The following is a 17,766-nucleotide window of genomic DNA, read 5'->3' on the forward strand; positions in this document are numbered from 1 at the left end:
ATGTAGTCATTATTTCTTTTTCAGTGAACCAAGCTCGGACACAATGCCTTCCATATCACGAACACTGAAACCGGGCATTTTCATGACCATTTCATAGAGGTCTTTAATGTCTTCATATTGGTCAACGGTGTAATCGTCACCCTGAATCAAGCCGGAATTTACGAGCTGCAGCTTTCTTTTTACGGCTTCAATCATGAACTCTATATTTTCCTGGCTGGGAGTGGTTAAATTCATCATAGCACCCTTTCTTTCCTCTTTCTTGTTAATTGTAGCATAAATGAATCTATTTGTATGTTGATCTATGGTAAAATAAATTAGTTAAGAATACATAAGGGGGATTAAGATGTTCCTCAAACGATTAGATGTTGTAGGTTTTAAGTCTTTTGCGGATCGAATCAATATTGAATTTGTGCCGGGAGTGACGGCAGTGGTTGGCCCGAACGGCAGCGGGAAAAGTAATATTTCAGATGCTGTCCGCTGGGTGCTCGGGGAGCAGTCGGCCAAATCACTTCGCGGATCGAAAATGGAAGATATCATCTTTGCGGGAAGCGACAACCGAAAGCCGCTCAATGTGGCTGAGGTGACCCTCACGCTGGACAATGAGGATCAGCACCTTCCGCTTGAATATAATGAAATCAGTGTAACCCGAAGAGTTTACCGTTCAGGTGACAGTGAATACCTGCTGAATAAACAGCAATGCCGGCTGAAGGACATTGTGGATTTGTTTATGGATTCGGGACTTGGCCGTGAAGCATATTCCATTATCGGCCAGGGGAAAATTGAAGAAATTTTAAGCAGCAAGGCCGAGGACCGGCGGAAGATTTTCGAAGAAGCGGCCGGTGTTTTGAAATATAAAACACGAAAACAAAAAGCAGAAGCCAAGCTGTATGAAACACAAGAGAACCTGAATCGCGTTGAAGACATTATTTATGAATTGGAAGGACAGGTTGAGCCGCTCGAGATCCAGGCTTCCATTGCCAAGGATTTTCTGGAGAAGAAAGAGGAACTCGAGCAAATTGAAGTCGCATTAACGGTGTATGAGATTGAAGAACTGCACGGGAAATGGGAAAAACAGTCCAAACTTGTGGATGAGCTGAAAACAAAGGATTCTGCACTTGCGGCCAAGGTGAAAAATGAAGAGGCATCGCTTGAACGCATGCGTTCGGATATCCAGGCGCTTGACGAATCGATCGACGAGCTGCAGCAGTCTTTGCTGGTGGCGAGCGAGGAACTGGAAAAACTCGAAGGAAAACGTGAGGTTTTAAAGGAAAGAAAGAAAAACTATCATCAGAATAAAGAATCCCTGAAACAGCAGATTCAGAACCTCAAGAAAAAAAAGGAGGAGCTGGAGCATGCTTCAGCGGAAGGGGAACGTTTATTCGGCGAGCAAAAGAAACAACTCCGAACACTTAGGAATCAGCTGAAAGAAGAAGAAAGCCGGTTGTCTGTTATGGAGCTGGATCTTGAAGCTGAGATCGAACGGCTGAAAAGTGAATACTTTGAGGCTCTGAACAGCTCAGCATCGATCAAAAATGAGATGCGATATTTAACAGACCAGAAGAGTCAGCAGCAGTTTAAATCCACCCGTCTGGACAAAGAACATGAAGGTTATATTGAACAGCGGGAAAACGTCCACACGGAAAAGCTTGCGCTCCTTGAACAGGTCAAAGCGGCCGAGACAAAAATATCGGGCCACCTCGAGCAGTATGCCAAACTGAAAAAACAACTCGAACAAAAAGAAAATGAAAATGAGGAAAAACAAGATAAACTGTATCAAGCGTATCAGTTTATTCAGCAGTTCAAATCGAAAAAAGAATGGCTTGAATCCATGCAGGACGAATACCAGGGCTTTATGCAGGGCGTAAAAGAGGTGCTAAAGGCCAAAAGCACCCTTACCGGCATTGAAGGAGCGGTTGCTGAATTAATCAGTGTACCGGCCGAAGTGGAAACCGCTATTGAAACGGCGCTCGGCGGGTCCATGCAGCACATCGTGACACAGAGTGAAAAGGATGCCGTCGCCGCCATTTCATTCCTGAAGAAGAAAAGGTATGGGCGGGCAACCTTTTTGCCGATGTCGGTGATCAAAGGACGGTATATTCAGCCTTCTGATCTCAGTCTTGCTGCGTCCCACCCCGCTTTTGTTGGAGTGGCGAGCCAATTGGTGGCTGCCGATTCCAGCTATGAAAAAATTATCGCCAACCTTTTGGGGAACATTGTTATTGCCAAAACAATAGAAGGCGCCAATGAAATCGCCAAAATCTTTAGGTACAAGTATCGTATTGTCACGCTCGAAGGAGATGTCGTAAGTGCCGGCGGCTCGATGACAGGAGGAAGTGTTAAACAAAAGAACTCCTCACTTCTGGGACGGCAGCGTGAACTGGACCAGGTGACCGAAAAGCTGGAAAAGATGGAACACCAGACGGCTTTTGCCGAGGCCCAGGTGAAAGATTCCAAAGCGGCGATTCTCCAATTGCGTGAACAGCTGGATGCGTTCAGGCAGGAGGGGGAAAACAGCCGCCTGGAAGAACAATCGCTCAAAAGCAAATTGCGGGAAATTGAGATAGAAGAGAAAAATCTGAATGACAGGCTATCTCTTTATGACCGCGAAAAAAATAGCTATCATACGGAGCAAAATTCCATTGCTGAACGAATTACCGAGCTTGAAGCCTCCCTTGAAGACAACAAGATAGAGGCTGAAATGCTCGAGCAGAAAATCGAGGAGCTTACGATTCGCAAAAAAGATCAGCAAACATCCAAGGAAGAAATTCAGCAGTCTGCCACCGCAATAAAAATCAAAATTGCCGAAAAGGAGCAGCAGACCGCCAATCAGCAGGAAAAGCTGGTCCGACTCCGGTCGGAATTAAAGGATGTAACGGCCCAGCTTGAGGAAACCGATCAGGACTTCTGGATGCTTGAGGAAGAAATGAACAGTAATTCATCCGGTGAAGAAGTACTGGACGGGCATATTGCGTCCAAACGGCAGGATAAAAACGCGGTTCTCCATTTGATCTCACAGCGCAGGCGGGAGAGGCTTGAACTTTACCAGAAGTCGGAGGACCGTGACAGGGAGCTTAAAGAATCGAAACGAATTCTTAAACAGCTCAATGATGCACTCCGCACCGAAGAAGTAAGCATAAACCGGCTGGATGTTGAACTTGATAACCGCCTCACCCATTTGCGCGAAGAATATGAACTGTCATTTGAAGGCGCCAAGGAAAAGTTTGCGCTTTCCATAGAAGCAGACGAAGCAAGGAAAAAAGTAAAATTGATCAAATTGGCCATTGAAGAACTGGGTCTGGTCAACATTGGAGCCATTGAAGAATATGAACGTGTGTCCCAGCGGTTCAATTTCCTTACCGAACAAAAACAGGATTTGGTGGAAGCAAAGGAAACCCTACATGGGGTCATTGATGAAATGGACATCGAAATGAAAAAAAGATTTGAAGAAACGTTTACCGGCATACGCTCTCATTTTGGACAGATTTTCAAGGAGCTGTTCGGGGGAGGCAGAGCCGATCTCTCTCTTACCAATCCGGAAAACCTGCTGACAACAGGAGTGGACATTCTAGCCCAGCCTCCAGGAAAAAAACTGCAGCATCTTGCGTTGTTGTCTGGAGGAGAGCGGGCGCTGACAGCGATCGCCCTGCTGTTTGCCATCCTGAAAGTGCGTCCCGTCCCTTTTTGCATTCTTGACGAGGTAGAGGCTGCGCTTGATGATGCCAACGTTGGCCGGTATGCCAGCTATTTAAGAACATTCAGCAAAGGGACGCAATTTATCGTGGTAACCCACAGAAAGGGTACGATGGAAGAAGCAGATGTTCTGTACGGTGTGACCATGCAGGAATCTGGTGTATCCAAGCTGGTTTCTGTGAAACTTGAGGAATCAAAGGAACTTGTCGGTACAAACTGACCAATAGAGAACATAGGAGGAAAGCATGAGCTTTTTAAAACGATTAAAAGAAAAATTTACGACACAATCCGATTCGGTATCCGAAAAATTCAAAAGCGGACTGGAAAAAACAAGAACTTCATTTTCAACACGAGTCAATGACCTGGTGAAACGCTACAGAAAAGTAGATGAGGAATTTTTTGAAGAACTGGAGGAAATCTTGATTTCTGCTGATGTTGGTGTTCATACGGTCATGGAACTCATAGATCAGCTCAAAGATGTTTCCAGAACAAGAAACATCCAAAATACGGAGGATTTAAAATCGGCGATTTCTGAAACGCTCGCCGGTATGCTGCACAAAGGTGATCAGGAGGGTAAACTGAATCTGCAAACCGAAGGGATGTCCGTCATCCTGTTTGTCGGTGTTAATGGTGTCGGAAAAACGACCACCATCGGAAAGCTCGCCCACCAGTTGAAGCAGGAGGGGAAATCGGTTCTGCTTGCAGCGGGAGATACGTTTAGGGCAGGAGCGATCGAGCAGCTAGAGGTCTGGGGGCAGCGTGCTGGTGTAGATGTAATCAAGCACCAGGAAGGTTCTGATCCTGCAGCGGTGATCTATGACAGTTTAAAGGCAGCAAAATCGAGAAATGCCGACGTTCTTCTCTGCGATACGGCAGGGAGGCTCCAAAACAAAGTAAACCTGATGAACGAACTTGAAAAAGTAAAACGCGTCATCGAACGTGAAGTGCCGGGAGCACCTCATGAAGTCTTGCTTGTTGTGGATGCAACCACCGGACAAAATGCCATGAACCAGGCGAAAACGTTCAGCCAGTCGACCAATGTGACAGGGCTTGTCCTAACCAAGCTGGACGGCACGGCGAAGGGTGGCATTGTTCTGGGCATCCGAAATGAACTGGATATTCCTGTGAAATTTGTCGGCTTGGGAGAAAAAATTGATGATCTGCAGGCGTTTGATCCCGATCAATTTGTTTACGGCTTGTTTTCCGGCCTGGAGGATGAAGAAAAAGCGGAGTAATTCCGCTTTTTTTGTGTGCAAAATGTCCAAAACGAACTAAGTAAACCACTTTGTTATGGGTTAATCTCAGCTTTTCGTAATGATCTTGCTTCGGCGCCCAGGGACTCGATCATTTCGGTCTTTGTCAGAAAACAAAAAGCGTTTTATGCCAAAGCCCTCCAATGTTTTTCGTCCCTGAACGGGGCACCTCAGCTTTTCTTATGTGATCCAGCTTCGACGGCCAGAGATTCGGTCACTTCACTCTTTCACCACAACACAAAGAGCGTGTTTTAGTTCAAGAGTTCCAGTGCCTTTCATCTCTAGACGGCCGCCTCAGCTTTTCTTTATGATCCAGCTTCAGGGACCAGAGACTCTGTCGTTTCACTTTACCACCCCAACACAAAGAGCGTGTTGCTGTGTTAAAGTTCCAACGCCTTTCGTCTCTAAACGGTCCCTTCAGCTTTTCTTTGCTATCAAGAAAAAAACTTGACATTGGGCTATGTCCAGTGTACTATAATTTAACGTAAAGGCTTTTCACTTAACAAGGGGTGTTGAAATGCTGGATAAGACAACGAGAATTAATTATTTGTTTGACTTTTATCAGTCATTGCTGACCCCGAAGCAAAAGAATTACATGGCTCTTTATTATCTGGATGACTTTTCTCTTGGAGAAATCGCTGAACAATATAATGTAAGCCGCCAGGCCGTTTATGATAATATTAAACGGACAGAGGCGATGCTTGAAGAGTACGAGGAAAAGCTCGGTTTATTTGCGAAATTTCAGGAACGCGATCAGTTACTTTCCAGATTAAAAGAACTGCTCGGAAATTCGTCTGATAAAGTTCTTGAGATCATTGATCGCCTTGAAAACATGGAATAGGAGGCGACAATACTATGGCATTTGAAGGATTGGCCGACCGGCTTCAGAACACCCTGCAGAAAATCAGGGGCAAGGGCAAGGTGACGGAAGCAGATGTAAAAGAAATGATGCGCGAAGTCCGTCTTGCGCTCCTTGAAGCCGATGTTAACTTCCGGGTTGTCAAAGATTTTATTAAACGGGTGACCGAACGCTCTGTGGGGCAGGAAGTGCTGAAGAGCCTGACTCCCGGGCAGCAGGTTGTGAAAGTTGTTCATGATGAGCTTACCACCTTGTTGGGCGGCGAGCAAAGCAAGATTGCAGTGAACAACCGGCCGCCGACCGTCATTATGATGGTGGGTCTGCAAGGAGCGGGTAAAACGACCACAACCGGAAAGCTTGCGAACCACCTTCGCAAGAAGCATAACCGCAACCCGCTTTTGGTCGCTGCCGATATTTATCGTCCAGCTGCGATTAAACAGCTGGAAACCGTGGGCGGGCAGCTGAATCTTCCTGTTTTTTCACTTGGGGATCAGGTAAGCCCTGTGGAGATTGCCAAACAGGCCATCGCCAAGGCGAAGGAAGAGCATCATGATTATGTAATCATAGATACGGCAGGACGCCTGCATATCGATGAAGAACTGATGGATGAGCTTCAAAAGGTCAAAGAAATTTCAAACCCGAATGAAATTTTCCTGGTGGTGGATGCCATGACAGGGCAGGACGCAGTGAACGTAGCCGAGAGCTTTAATGAGCAGCTTGGGCTGACGGGCGTTGTGCTGACCAAACTCGATGGCGATACCCGGGGCGGTGCCGCACTTTCCATTAAAGCGGTTACTGACCTTCCGATTAAATTTGTCGGTATGGGAGAAAAAATGGACGCTCTCGAGCCGTTCCATCCAGACAGAATGTCGTCGAGAATCCTCGGCATGGGTGATGTGCTGACGCTGATTGAAAAAGCACAAACAAATGTGGATGAGGAAAAGGCAAAAGAACTGCAGAAAAAAATGCGGGACATGTCCTTTACCTTTGATGATTTTCTTGATCAGATGGGGCAGGTCAAAAGCCTGGGTCCACTTGATGAGCTGCTCAGCATGATGCCGGGCGCCAACAAGATGAAGGGCTTAAAGAATGTTTCGATCGATGATAAACAAATCGGCCATGTCGAAGCGATTATCAAATCGATGACCAAGCTTGAAAGAGAGCAGCCAGAAATCATTAACGCTTCAAGAAGAAGAAGGATTGCCAAGGGCAGCGGTCGCACTGTACAGGAGGTCAACCGGCTGATCAAGCAGTTCGATGAAATGAAAAAGATGATGAAGCAGATGTCCGGCATGATGAAAGGCAAGAAGAAAGGCGGAATGAAATTTCCGTTTATGTAAGATTGGATGAATTTTCTGGTTTACAAAGCTGGAAGTTTATTATATTATATTGATTTGTGTGAACAATTTTCGGAGGTGTATTTTTACAATGGCAGTAAAAATTCGTTTAAAACGCATGGGGCAAAAGAAAGCTCCATTTTATCGTGTAGTAGTAGCAGATTCCCGCGCACCGCGTGATGGCCGCTTTATTGAAGAGATTGGTACCTACAATCCGGTTGCAAACCCTGCAGAAGTTAAAATCAACGAAGAGCAGGCTCTTAAATGGATGCTTGATGGCGCGAAGCCTTCAGACACTGTACGCAACCTTTTCTCTAACGCTGGACTAATGGAAAAGTATCACAACGCTAAACTACAAAAATAATGGGTGATGATATGATGACAGAGTTGATCGAAACGATTGTTAAGGCTCTTGTTGATCATCCAGAAGAAGTCAGCGTAAAAGAAGTAGAAGACGGGGAAAAGCTCGTTTACCAATTGACCGTCCACAGCTCAGACATGGGCAAGGTCATCGGTAAACAGGGCAGGGTGGCAAAAGCCATCCGAACTGTTGTCAACGCTGCAGGAACGAGTCAGAACAAGCGCATTTCACTTGAAATCGTATAGATTTGGGAATGCAGTATAAACTTCTTAAGCTAAAAAGGGATGGGGGTAGCCTCACCCTTTTTTTCACTTTCAAAAAAAATGATTATAGATTGCGATCATTCAGCCCACACTGTTAAAAAAGAGAAGGGCGGCAAGGGTGGATAGAGATGACGAAATGGTTAAATGTCGGAAAAATCGTCAATACGCATGGAATACGCGGTGAAGTCCGGGTCATTTCCAGGACGGACTTCCCGGAAGAACGGTACAAATTAGGCAACACACTTTTTGTGGAACAAGGGGACGGCGACATGGTGCCTGTGACCATTGCGGCTCACCGTGTTCACAAGCAGTTTGATCTCCTGCAATTTGAAGGTCACTCGAATATCAATGATGTGGAAAAATATAAAGGACACCTTTTAAAGGTATCTGCGGACGATTCCGTAGAAATGGAAGAAGGCGAGTTTTTCTATCGTGATATCATCGGTTGTACCGTGATTACGGATGATGGAAAAGAACTAGGCAAGGTGAAGGAAATTCTTTCTCCGGGAGCAAATGATGTCTGGGTCATCAAACAGAAGGATTTTGGTCCGGACCTCTTGATTCCGTATATCCCTCCGGTGGTTAAATCGGTGGACGTTGAAAACAAGCAGGTCATCATTCATCTGATGGAAGGCTTGATTTAGATGAGAATTGATGTGTTGTCGCTTTTTCCTGAAATGTTTGCCGGTGTGTTTGGTTCGTCCATTTTAAAAAAGACACAGGAAAAAGGGCTTGTGGAATACCATGTTACCGATTTCAGGGAGTACACGGAAAATAAGCACCGCCGGGTCGATGATTATCCGTATGGCGGCGGAGCAGGCATGGTGCTGACTCCCCAGCCGCTTTTTGACGCGGTGGAAGATCTGACCCACAAAAGCGAGGCCAAGCCAAGGGTGGTCCTTCTCTGTCCTCAGGGAGAACGCTTTACGCAAAAAAAAGCCGAAGAACTTTCCGAAGAACAGCACTTGATTTTCGTTTGCGGCCATTATGAAGGCTATGATGAACGCATTCGGGAGAACCTGGTCACCGACGAGATCTCCATCGGCGATTTTGTACTCACCGGTGGCGAACTGGGGGCGATGGTCATCATTGACAGCGTGACCCGCCTTTTACCCGGCGCGCTCGGAAATGAAGAGTCGTCCGTCCGAGACTCGTACAGTTCGGGATTGCTTGAACACCCGCATTATACCCGGCCTGCCGACTTCAGAGGCATGAAGGTTCCGGATGTCCTTCTTTCAGGCAACCATAAGCATATTGAAGAGTGGCGGACAAAGGAATCGCTGCGCCGTACATGGAAACGAAGACCTGATCTCCTGGAGTCTGCAGACCTGACAGAACAGGAAAAAAAGTGGCTGGAAGAGGTTAAAAAAGAGAAGTGAATTTTAGCATAACCACTTGCTTTTCATTTCTTTCATGTGATAAGATATATTTCGTGGCTTAGGCCAGTATTAAGGTGTTCCGCTGCTGATGAAAGCGCGGCAAGAACATCTGTCGGAAGGAGGCAATAACTATGCAACAGATTATTGCAGATCTAGCTAAAGAACAACTAAAATCGGATCTTCCTAAGTTCCGTTCTGGTGATACTGTTCGTGTACACGTAAAAGTTGTCGAGGGAACTCGTGAACGTATCCAGCTTTTTGAAGGTGTTGTAATCAAGAAGCGCGGAACTGGAATCAGCGAAACTTTCACTGTTCGTAAAATTTCTTACGGTGTGGGTGTAGAGCGTGTATTCCCTTTACATTCTCCTAAGATCGCGAACCTTGAAGTCGTTCGACGCGGTAAAGTTCGTCGTGCTAAGCTTTACTACTTGCGTGCACTTCGCGGTAAAGCAGCGCGTATCAAAGAGATTCGCTAATTGCACTAAAAAGGAGCTTGACTCATCTCAAGCTCCTTTTTATATATCTAAATAAAACCTGAATGTGAGGATGAAGTATGGCAAGTAAGAAAAAAGAATCTTGGGAATGGGTAAAAGCGCTGGTCGTGGCTTTGCTTCTTGCCGGCGTCGTCCGTTATTTTCTGTTTGCTCCCATTGTTGTCGATGGCGAGTCCATGATGCCTACGCTACATAACCGGGACAGGCTGGTAGTAAACAAGCTTGATAAACCGGAACGCTTTGACATTGTGGTGTTTAAGGCGACAGAAACAAAAGATTACATTAAGCGTGTGATTGGGTTGCCGGGAGATACGATTGAGTATAAGCATGACACGCTGTATGTCAACGGCAAGCCGATGAACGAAAAGTACCTCAAACCGTATAAAGAGCAAACAAAAGACGGAGACTTAACCTATGATTTCACTTTGTTTGAAGTAACAGGCAAGCAAACCGTTCCTAAAGGCCAGGTTTTCGTATTGGGCGACAATCGCCGGCACAGCAGTGACAGCCGGAATATCGGCACTGTAGACATGGATAATATCATCGGAAAAGCCACGGTGCGATTTTGGCCGCTTAACGATATCGGTGTTGTAAAGTAGTAAAGTAGGTGTAGCAATGACCATTCAATGGTTTCCGGGCCATATGGCAAAAGCCAGGCGCGAAATAACAGAAAAACTAAAACTGATTGATGTTGTATTTGAATTGGTGGATGCACGGGTGCCTCTGGCCTCGCGTAATCCAATGATCGATGAAATTACTGCCGGGAAACCACGTCTTTTGCTGCTCAATAAAGCAGACATGGCGGATCCCGAAGTAACCAGGCTTTGGGTTGAATATTTTCAAGGGAAAGGCCTTCCTGTCCTTGTGCTCAACTCCAAAACCGGACAGGGCATCAACAAGATTGAAGCCGCGGCAAAAGAGCTGGTGAAAGAAAAGTTTGATAAAATGAAGGCAAAAGGTATTATTAAGCCGAGAGCTGTGCGGGCATTAATTCTTGGTATTCCGAACGTAGGGAAATCCACCCTGATCAACCGCATGGCAGGAAAGAATATTGCCGTAACAGGGGATAAACCTGGTGTGACAAAAAAACAGCAGTGGATCAAGGTAGGTTCTTCCCTGGAGCTGCTGGATACGCCAGGTATTCTCTGGCCAAAATTTGAAGATCAGTCGATCGGACTTAAATTGGCGGTTACCGGAGCGATAAAAGAAACGCTGCTCGACTTTTCGGAGATTGTCTTATTCGCTTTGAATTATTATAAGGATCACTATCCGGAAAGACTTCAGGAACGATATAACCTCGAGGATATTCCGGACGAAGCTATCCAGCTTTTTGATGCAATCGGCAAGAAGCGTGGTTGTTTGATGAGCGGCGGATTCATTGATTATGAAAAAACGGCGGAAATCGTCCTGCGCGATATCCGGGCCGAGAAATTGGGAAGGCTCTCCTACGAGCGGCCTGATCAAGTTTAATGGTAAAGGTGCGCATCCGCGTGCCTTTTTTTGTAATGAGAACCAGCACGGCGTTCAACTACATAGAAAGTGAAGGTTGATGATGAAGCTTACAATAAAAGAGATCGAAAATAAGCTGCTCGAACTGAAGGAGAGCGGGGAACGATTGCAGGAATTTTTGGAGGAACTCGGAAAAGACGGCAGGGCAGGTGTGCAGAAGATCATTAGCAGGCACGAAAAAGAGTTGAAGTCTGCGCGTTTGCTTAAAGAGAAGTATGAGGAGATGCTGATCTTTGAACGTGAATGGACCAATCAGGGTAAATCCTTAATCGCCGGTATAGATGAAGTCGGCAGGGGGCCGCTTGCCGGCCCTGTCGTTGCCGCCGCCGTTATTCTGGCTCCCGGAACCTACATACCAGGAATCAATGATTCCAAAATGCTTAGTGAACAGCGACGTGAAGAGTTGTACGAAAAGATATTGAATCAGGCGATTGCAGTTGGATTGGGGCTGGTATCGGCGCCTGAAATCGATCGAATCAACATTTATCAGGCTTCAAAAAAAGCAATGGTGAAAGCAGTAAGGGCATTAAAGAAGGAGCCTGACCACCTGCTCATCGATGCCATGGAGCTTCCCCTTCCTATCACTCAAACGAAAATAATCAAGGGAGATGCCAAAAGTGTATCCATTGCTGCAGCGTCGATTGTGGCTAAAGTAACCAGAGATCGGTACATGAAAGAGTTGCATGGCAAGTATCCGCAGTATCTGTTTCATAAGAATATGGGCTACGGAACGAAGGACCATTTGCAAGCACTTGACGAACATGGCCCGGTGGAAGAACACCGGCGCTCCTTTTCGCCTGTTCAGCAGGGTACGTTGCTGTAGAGGCGCAATTGCCTATTTTTTGAAGGATTGGATATCCTACAAGAAAAGGAGGCGATTGTGATGCCAAGAAGAAAATTGCTTGTTCCCGGGGTAGAACCGATGCTTGATCAATACCGCGAGGAAATCGGAGAAGAATTTGGAATCTACCGTCCCGTTTCTGAGCGTGATGCAATGGTGAAAGAGTCGGTGAAAAAAAGCAAAACGGATGATAAAGACACAAAGGAAAAAAGCAGGCGTAAATAGCCTGCTTTTTGCGTGCCGTAAAATTTTCTTAGATGTCGGAAATAGTACATATTGTGTAGGAAATTGTGCGGTTTTCTGTCGAAATTAGGTGAATACGTTTGCATTTCTTTCGAAGAAGAGTGGACAGTTCGGCTTCTATTATATAAAATGGTAAACGGTAGTTTAGTTTTAAAGATGATAGGAGGATGGAGAATGAATATCCACGAGTATCAAGGTAAAGAGGTACTAAGAAAGTACGGTGTGGCTGTTCCAAACGGTAAAGTAGCGTATTCCGTAGAAGAAGCAGTAGAAGCTGCGAAAGAATTAGGAAGCGCTGTAACTGTTGTTAAAGCACAAATCCATGCTGGCGGACGAGGAAAAGCTGGCGGTGTTAAAGTAGCTAAAAACCTTGATGAAGTTCGTACATATGCGGATGAAATTTTGGGGAAAGTGCTTGTTACACACCAAACTGGTCCTGAAGGCAAAGAAGTTAAGCGCTTGCTTATCGAAGAAGGCTGCGATATTAAAAAAGAATATTACATCGGCCTTGTTCTTGACCGCGCAACTTCAAGCGTTGTTATGATGGGTTCTGAAGAGGGCGGTACTGAAATTGAAGAGGTAGCTGAAAAGACACCTGAGAAAATTTTCAAGGAAGTCATTGACCCGGCAATCGGTCTTCAAGCGTTCCAGGCACGCCGCTTGGCATTCAACATCAATATTCCGAAAGAGCTTGTAAACAAGGCTGCAAAGTTCATGCTTGGCCTTTATAAGGCTTTTGTTGAAAAAGACTGCTCTATTGCAGAAATCAACCCGCTTGTTGTAACTGGCGACGGTAATGTAATGGCGCTTGATGCGAAATTAAACTTTGATTCCAATGCGCTTTACCGCCAAAAAGACATTCTGGCATACCGCGACCTGGAAGAAGAAGATCAAAAAGAAATCGAAGCTTCCAAATATGACCTGAGCTACATTTCCCTTGATGGAAATATTGGCTGCATGGTTAACGGTGCAGGACTTGCGATGGCGACCATGGACATCATCAAACACTACAATGGTGATCCTGCCAACTTCCTTGACGTTGGGGGCGGCGCAACAGCTGAAAAAGTAACAGAAGCGTTCAAGATTATCCTTTCCGACAAAAATGTAAAAGGTATTTTCGTTAACATTTTTGGCGGCATCATGAAGTGTGATGTTATTGCCAACGGTGTTGTAGAAGCAACCAAGCAAGTAGGATTGAACCTTCCGCTTGTTGTTCGTCTTGAAGGAACAAACGTAGATCTAGGAAAGAAAATCCTTAACGAATCAGGATTGAATATTACTTCTGCAGATTCCATGGCAGACGGTGCAGAAAAAATCGTTTCACTAGTAAAATAATTCCCGGAAATAAAGAAGAAGGGTGGAGAATTAGATGAGTATTTTTATCAATAAAGACACAAAGGTCATCGTGCAGGGGATTACAGGATCTGTAGGCCTATTCCATACCCAGCAAATGCTTGAGTATGGAACTAAAATTGTCGGCGGTGTAACACCAGGAAAAGGCGGTACTGAGGTAGAAGGACTCCCAGTATTCAACACAGTGGCAGAAGCTGTTGAAGCTACTGGAGCAACCGCTTCTGTAATTTACGTTCCACCGGCATTTGCTGCTGATTCTATTATCGAAGCGGTAGATGCAGAACTTGACCTTGCTATCTGTATCACAGAAGGTATTCCTGTTCTTGACATGGTAAATGTAAAGCGCTACATGCAAGGCAAGAAAACACGTCTTGTTGGCCCGAACTGCCCGGGTGTTATTACACCGGAAGAATGCAAAATCGGTATTATGCCAGGATACATCCATAAAAAAGGACATGTTGGTGTAGTATCCCGTTCCGGAACTTTGACATACGAAGCTGTGCATCAGTTAACTCAGCGCGGAATCGGCCAGTCAACAGCTGTTGGTATCGGCGGAGACCCGGTTAACGGTACTGATTTCATCGATGTTCTTAAGGCATTTAACGAAGATGAAGATACGTATGCGGTTATCATGATTGGTGAAATTGGCGGAACAGCTGAAGAAGAGGCAGCTGAATGGGTAAAAGCCAACATGACAAAACCAGTTGTCGGATTCATTGGCGGACAAACAGCTCCTCCAGGAAAGCGTATGGGCCATGCTGGAGCAATTATTTCCGGCGGGAAAGGCACAGCTGCCGAAAAGATCAAAACAATGCAGGAGTGCGGTATTAAAGTCGCTGAGACACCATCTGTTATGGGTGAGACACTTGTTTCCGTTCTTGAAGAAAAAGGTCTCCTCGAATCCTGCACAACACACAAAGCGAATGTTTAATCAAAAAAGCTCCCTGATTTCAGGGAGCTTTTTTTAAAAAATACTTTATTAAAAAGGCTCACCGAATGCCCTGCGGAAAGCGCGCACCCTGAAACGGAAATCAACCACTCACAAGAGCAACGATATAAAAAAACAGTTATTGGAGGAGACGTATGGACAGAGAACGGTTAATTCTTCTTCATCATTGCCGCGGCGCCGGATGGAAGACCATCCAGTCAATTTTAGCAGTCGATCCCGACTTAAAAAGCATTTTTCAGCTGACAAAGGCTGAACTCCGGGAGCAGTTACGGATGAACCAGCGGAACAGCAATGATTTTTGGGAGGATATCCGAAATCTGTCGTATCGTTCAATCAAACAAACATACGAGAAGCATAATATAAAAATACTTACATATTTTGATAGTCATTATCCCGGTGCTCTCCGGTATATTTTTGATCCGCCCTGGGTGTTATACAGCAAAGGGAACATGGAAGCGTTATCGGTGCCTCTTTCCATAAGTATAGTAGGAACGCGGCACCCCACAGGCGGCGGATTAAAAAGTCTTGAAAAGATCTTGAATCCGCTGCTTCAAAAGGGATGGATGACCGTCAGCGGGCTGGCGGCCGGGATTGACACACATGCCCATGAATTGACATTAACGCACTCAGGAAGTACCATTGCAGTACTTGGCTCAGGGATCGGCCAGGTCTATCCTAAGTCCAATATGGCTCTCGCCCGCCGGATTACCAAGAGCGGACTGCTTTTGTCAGAATATCCATATGAGACTCCACCGAGAAGGTGGCAGTTTCCAGAACGAAACCGGATTATAAGCGGGCTTACAAGGGGAACACTTGTGGTGGAAGCCCGAGAGAGAAGCGGTTCGCTCATTACTGCTGATCAGGCCATGGAACAGGGCAGAGAGGTATTTGCCGTACCCGGATCCATTCTGGATGAGTGTGCGGCAGGCACAAACCGCCTGATTCAGCAAGGCGCCAAACTTGTGATGGAGGCTGAAGACATCCTTCATGAATTAAGTTTGGTTTATTAGGTCAGAATGAAATATTAATCCCTGTTTATTGAATGAGTTTCAATGGCAATAACTGAAAACCGTTTGACAAATGATGAAAGTCTATTTAATAATAGGGAAGATTTGAATATACCCTTAAAGGGGGATGCACTGTAAATGGAAGAGTATTTAGTAATCGTTGAATCTCCCGCCAAAGCAAAGACGATAAAAAAATATTTGGGAAGCAAATATATCGTAAAGGCTTCGATGGGACATGTGAGGGATTTACCCCGCAGCCAAATGGGAGTAGAGATAAATGATAATTTTAATCCAAAATATATAACCATCCGGGGCAAAGGACCGGTTTTAAAAGAATTGAAGACTGCGGCCAAAAAGGTAAAAAAAATCTTTCTCGCGTCTGACCCCGACAGAGAAGGAGAAGCAATTGCCTGGCATCTGGCCCACAGCCTCGACATTGATCTGAATTCAGAGTGCCGTGTGGTATTTAACGAAATTACGAAGAATGCGATAAAAGACTCTTTTAAACGGCCTAGAAAGATTAATATGGATCTGGTGGATGCTCAGCAGGCCCGCCGCGTTTTGGACCGTCTTGTCGGTTACAAAATCAGCCCTTTATTATGGAAGAAAGTGAAAAAAGGCTTAAGCGCCGGCCGTGTCCAAACGGTAGCACTGAGGCTCATTGTGGAACGTGAAAAAGAAATCAAAGCATTTGTTCCTGAGGAATACTGGAAAATCAAGGCATCATTTTCTTATGGTAAAGAAGAATTCGAAGCCGGTTTTTATGGAGTTGACGGCAAGAAAAGGGAACTGGCGAATGAAGAGGGAGTAAAGGAAGTTCTCAGCAAGTTGAAAGGAAATACGTTTTCCATTGCTTCTGTTCAAAAGAAGGAACGAAAACGGAACCCTGCTCCTCCTTTCATCACGTCATCCCTGCAGCAGGAAGCTGCCCGAAAACTGAATTTCAGGGCGAAGAAAACGATGATGCTCGCACAGCAGCTCTATGAAGGAATCGACCTTGGCAAGGAAGGCACTGTAGGTTTGATCACTTACATGAGAACGGATTCCACCCGTATTTCCGATCTGGCAAAAGAAGAAGCACAAGCCTTCATTACCGAAGAATATGGCAAGGAATTTGTTAACCGGGTGAACCGCGGGGAAAAGAAGCCGGGGAAAAATGCCCAGGATGCCCATGAAGCCATCCGGCCATCTTCTGCCTCGAAACATCCGAAAGAGCTGAAGGAATACTTGAGCCGTGACCAGCTTCGCTTGTACCGTTTGATATGGGAGCGTTTTATCGCAAGTCAAATGTCCTCCGCTGTTCTTGATACGATGACCGTGGACCTTGAAAATGAAGGTGTAATCTTCCGTGCAAACGGATCTAAAGTAAAGTTTCCGGGATTCATGAAAGTGTACATCGAAGGAAACGATGACGGAAAGAAAGATGAAGATCGTCTGCTGCCAGACCTGGAGGAAGGCAAAACCGTTAAAAAGAAAGAAATAGAGCCTACCCAGCATTTTACGCAGCCGCCTCCAAGATACAGTGAGGCGAGGCTTGTCCGGACGATGGAGGAACTCGGAATCGGGCGTCCGTCCACTTATGCACCGACACTCGATACCATTCAAAAACGCGGGTATGTCATGCTCGACGACAAGAAGTTCCAGCCGACAGAACTTGGTGAAGTAGTTCTTGAGCTGACGCTTGAGTTCTTTTCGCAAGTCTTTAACGTCGAATTTACCGCGCAAATGGAAAACGATCTGGATGAAATCGAAGACGGGGAAAAGCATTGGAACGAAGTCATCGATGAATTTTATAAAAGCTTTGAAAAACAGCTTGTTGTTGCAGAAGAGGAAATGAAGGAAGTAGAAATAAAAGATGAGCCAGCCGGTGAGGACTGTGAATTGTGCGGACATGAAATGGTCTATAAAATGGGCCGGTATGGTAAATTTATGGCTTGTTCCAACTTTCCGGAATGCCGAAACACCAAGCCGATTGTAAAAGATACGGGTGTCGAATGCCCGGAATGCCACAAGGGAACAATCGTGGAGAGAAAAAGCAAGAAACGCCGTATTTTTTATGGATGCAGCCGCTATCCGGATTGCGAATTTGTATCATGGGATAAACCGGTGGGAAGAACGTGTCCGAAATGCGGCAAGATGCTTGTGGAAAAGAAAACGAAAAAAGGAAAAGTGGTGCAGTGTATTTCTTGTGATTACGCTGAGGAGCAAGGTTAAAGGGGAGTATTAAG

At 45.6% G+C, this 17,766-nt stretch carries 18 protein-coding genes; 17 read left to right on the top strand and 1 reads right to left on the bottom strand.

Annotated features, from left to right (window positions below; all coding sequences use genetic code 11):
• Positions 1-9 precede the first annotated feature (9 nt).
• Positions 10-237 carry a DUF1128 domain-containing protein gene (locus QNH15_RS10970; RefSeq protein WP_240482212.1) on the bottom strand — a complete coding sequence of 76 codons (228 nt, stop codon included), beginning with the start codon at positions 235-237 and terminating at the stop codon, positions 10-12.
• A gap of 106 nt (positions 238-343) precedes the next feature.
• On the opposite strand from QNH15_RS10970, the gene smc reads away from it, so the two are divergent.
• The 17 genes from smc to topA all read left to right on the top strand — a co-directional run bounded on the left by smc (position 344) and on the right by topA (position 17,752).
• Positions 344-3,910, top strand: a complete 3,567-nt coding sequence (gene smc, locus QNH15_RS10975) for a chromosome segregation protein SMC (protein WP_283894659.1) — start codon at positions 344-346, stop codon at positions 3,908-3,910.
• A 25-nt stretch (positions 3,911-3,935) separates the two neighbouring features.
• The gene (gene ftsY / locus QNH15_RS10980; protein WP_283894661.1) at positions 3,936-4,925 is read left to right on the top strand and encodes a signal recognition particle-docking protein FtsY; all 990 of its coding nucleotides are present in this window, start codon (positions 3,936-3,938) and stop codon (positions 4,923-4,925) included.
• Between the two features lie 535 nt (positions 4,926-5,460).
• The gene (locus QNH15_RS10985) at positions 5,461-5,784 is read left to right on the top strand and encodes a putative DNA-binding protein (protein WP_061969381.1); all 324 of its coding nucleotides are present in this window, start codon (positions 5,461-5,463) and stop codon (positions 5,782-5,784) included.
• A gap of 14 nt (positions 5,785-5,798) precedes the next feature.
• On the top strand, positions 5,799-7,142 hold the full coding sequence (gene ffh / locus QNH15_RS10990; protein ID WP_061969383.1) for a signal recognition particle protein: 1,344 nt from the start codon (positions 5,799-5,801) through the stop codon (positions 7,140-7,142).
• A gap of 88 nt (positions 7,143-7,230) precedes the next feature.
• On the top strand, positions 7,231-7,503 hold the full coding sequence (gene rpsP, locus QNH15_RS10995; protein WP_061969385.1) for a 30S ribosomal protein S16: 273 nt from the start codon (positions 7,231-7,233) through the stop codon (positions 7,501-7,503).
• A gap of 14 nt (positions 7,504-7,517) precedes the next feature.
• Positions 7,518-7,745 (top strand): KH domain-containing protein, encoded by a 228-nt coding sequence (locus QNH15_RS11000; protein ID WP_061969387.1) that lies wholly within the window; start codon positions 7,518-7,520, stop codon positions 7,743-7,745.
• A gap of 146 nt (positions 7,746-7,891) precedes the next feature.
• Positions 7,892-8,407 carry a ribosome maturation factor RimM gene (gene rimM, locus QNH15_RS11005; protein ID WP_283894662.1) on the top strand — a complete coding sequence of 172 codons (516 nt, stop codon included), beginning with the start codon at positions 7,892-7,894 and terminating at the stop codon, positions 8,405-8,407.
• Complete coding sequence (gene trmD, locus QNH15_RS11010; RefSeq protein WP_061969391.1) at positions 8,408-9,142, top strand: tRNA (guanosine(37)-N1)-methyltransferase TrmD; 735 nt, start codon at positions 8,408-8,410, stop codon at positions 9,140-9,142. It begins immediately after the preceding gene.
• Between the two features lie 131 nt (positions 9,143-9,273).
• Positions 9,274-9,618, top strand: a complete 345-nt coding sequence (rplS, locus tag QNH15_RS11015) for a 50S ribosomal protein L19 (RefSeq protein WP_061969393.1) — start codon at positions 9,274-9,276, stop codon at positions 9,616-9,618.
• A gap of 77 nt (positions 9,619-9,695) precedes the next feature.
• Positions 9,696-10,235: a signal peptidase I gene (gene lepB / locus QNH15_RS11020; protein ID WP_283894665.1), complete on the top strand. Its 540-nt coding sequence runs from the start codon at positions 9,696-9,698 to the stop codon at positions 10,233-10,235.
• 16 nt (positions 10,236-10,251) lie between these two features.
• Positions 10,252-11,106: a ribosome biogenesis GTPase YlqF gene (gene ylqF, locus QNH15_RS11025; protein WP_061969398.1), complete on the top strand. Its 855-nt coding sequence runs from the start codon at positions 10,252-10,254 to the stop codon at positions 11,104-11,106.
• 79 nt (positions 11,107-11,185) lie between these two features.
• On the top strand, positions 11,186-11,968 hold the full coding sequence (gene rnhB / locus QNH15_RS11030) for a ribonuclease HII (protein WP_283894667.1): 783 nt from the start codon (positions 11,186-11,188) through the stop codon (positions 11,966-11,968).
• Positions 11,969-12,028: 60 nt separating this feature from the next.
• Entirely contained in the window at positions 12,029-12,211 is a 183-nt protein-coding gene (locus QNH15_RS11035; RefSeq protein WP_283894669.1) for an alpha/beta-type small acid-soluble spore protein, read from the top strand.
• Between the two features lie 192 nt (positions 12,212-12,403).
• Complete coding sequence (sucC, locus tag QNH15_RS11040) at positions 12,404-13,564, top strand: ADP-forming succinate--CoA ligase subunit beta (RefSeq protein ID WP_090233241.1); 1,161 nt, start codon at positions 12,404-12,406, stop codon at positions 13,562-13,564.
• 34 nt (positions 13,565-13,598) lie between these two features.
• The gene (gene sucD, locus QNH15_RS11045) at positions 13,599-14,513 is read left to right on the top strand and encodes a succinate--CoA ligase subunit alpha (protein ID WP_061969406.1); all 915 of its coding nucleotides are present in this window, start codon (positions 13,599-13,601) and stop codon (positions 14,511-14,513) included.
• Between the two features lie 152 nt (positions 14,514-14,665).
• Positions 14,666-15,541, top strand: coding sequence for a DNA-processing protein DprA (dprA, locus tag QNH15_RS11050; protein ID WP_283894673.1), 876 nt, complete (start codon positions 14,666-14,668; stop codon positions 15,539-15,541).
• Between the two features lie 135 nt (positions 15,542-15,676).
• Complete coding sequence (gene topA, locus QNH15_RS11055; protein ID WP_283894675.1) at positions 15,677-17,752, top strand: type I DNA topoisomerase; 2,076 nt, start codon at positions 15,677-15,679, stop codon at positions 17,750-17,752.
• Positions 17,753-17,766: the final 14 nt, after the last annotated feature.

Source organism: Fictibacillus enclensis, assembly GCF_030123385.1.
Classification (GTDB): Bacteria; Bacillota; Bacilli; order Bacillales; family Fictibacillaceae; genus Fictibacillus_C; species Fictibacillus_C enclensis.

Excerpts from the sequence above, each read along its gene's own strand:
- topA (WP_283894675.1), top strand. The coding sequence starts at position 15,677 with ATGGAAGAGTATTTAGTAATCGTTGAATCTCCCGCCAAAGCAAAGACG.
- ylqF (WP_061969398.1), top strand. The coding sequence starts at position 10,252 with ATGACCATTCAATGGTTTCCGGGCCATATGGCAAAAGCCAGGCGCGAA.
- QNH15_RS10985 (WP_061969381.1), top strand. The coding sequence starts at position 5,461 with ATGCTGGATAAGACAACGAGAATTAATTATTTGTTTGACTTTTATCAG.
- dprA (WP_283894673.1), top strand. The coding sequence starts at position 14,666 with ATGGACAGAGAACGGTTAATTCTTCTTCATCATTGCCGCGGCGCCGGA.
- rpsP (WP_061969385.1), top strand. The coding sequence starts at position 7,231 with ATGGCAGTAAAAATTCGTTTAAAACGCATGGGGCAAAAGAAAGCTCCA.
- QNH15_RS10970 (WP_240482212.1), bottom strand. The coding sequence starts at position 237 with ATGATGAATTTAACCACTCCCAGCCAGGAAAATATAGAGTTCATGATT.
- ftsY (WP_283894661.1), top strand. The coding sequence starts at position 3,936 with ATGAGCTTTTTAAAACGATTAAAAGAAAAATTTACGACACAATCCGAT.
- trmD (WP_061969391.1), top strand. The coding sequence starts at position 8,408 with ATGAGAATTGATGTGTTGTCGCTTTTTCCTGAAATGTTTGCCGGTGTG.
- smc (WP_283894659.1), top strand. The coding sequence starts at position 344 with ATGTTCCTCAAACGATTAGATGTTGTAGGTTTTAAGTCTTTTGCGGAT.
- QNH15_RS11000 (WP_061969387.1), top strand. The coding sequence starts at position 7,518 with ATGACAGAGTTGATCGAAACGATTGTTAAGGCTCTTGTTGATCATCCA.
- sucD (WP_061969406.1), top strand. The coding sequence starts at position 13,599 with ATGAGTATTTTTATCAATAAAGACACAAAGGTCATCGTGCAGGGGATT.
- sucC (WP_090233241.1), top strand. The coding sequence starts at position 12,404 with ATGAATATCCACGAGTATCAAGGTAAAGAGGTACTAAGAAAGTACGGT.
- rplS (WP_061969393.1), top strand. The coding sequence starts at position 9,274 with ATGCAACAGATTATTGCAGATCTAGCTAAAGAACAACTAAAATCGGAT.
- rnhB (WP_283894667.1), top strand. The coding sequence starts at position 11,186 with ATGATGAAGCTTACAATAAAAGAGATCGAAAATAAGCTGCTCGAACTG.
- QNH15_RS11035 (WP_283894669.1), top strand. The coding sequence starts at position 12,029 with ATGCCAAGAAGAAAATTGCTTGTTCCCGGGGTAGAACCGATGCTTGAT.
- rimM (WP_283894662.1), top strand. The coding sequence starts at position 7,892 with ATGACGAAATGGTTAAATGTCGGAAAAATCGTCAATACGCATGGAATA.
- ffh (WP_061969383.1), top strand. The coding sequence starts at position 5,799 with ATGGCATTTGAAGGATTGGCCGACCGGCTTCAGAACACCCTGCAGAAA.
- lepB (WP_283894665.1), top strand. The coding sequence starts at position 9,696 with ATGGCAAGTAAGAAAAAAGAATCTTGGGAATGGGTAAAAGCGCTGGTC.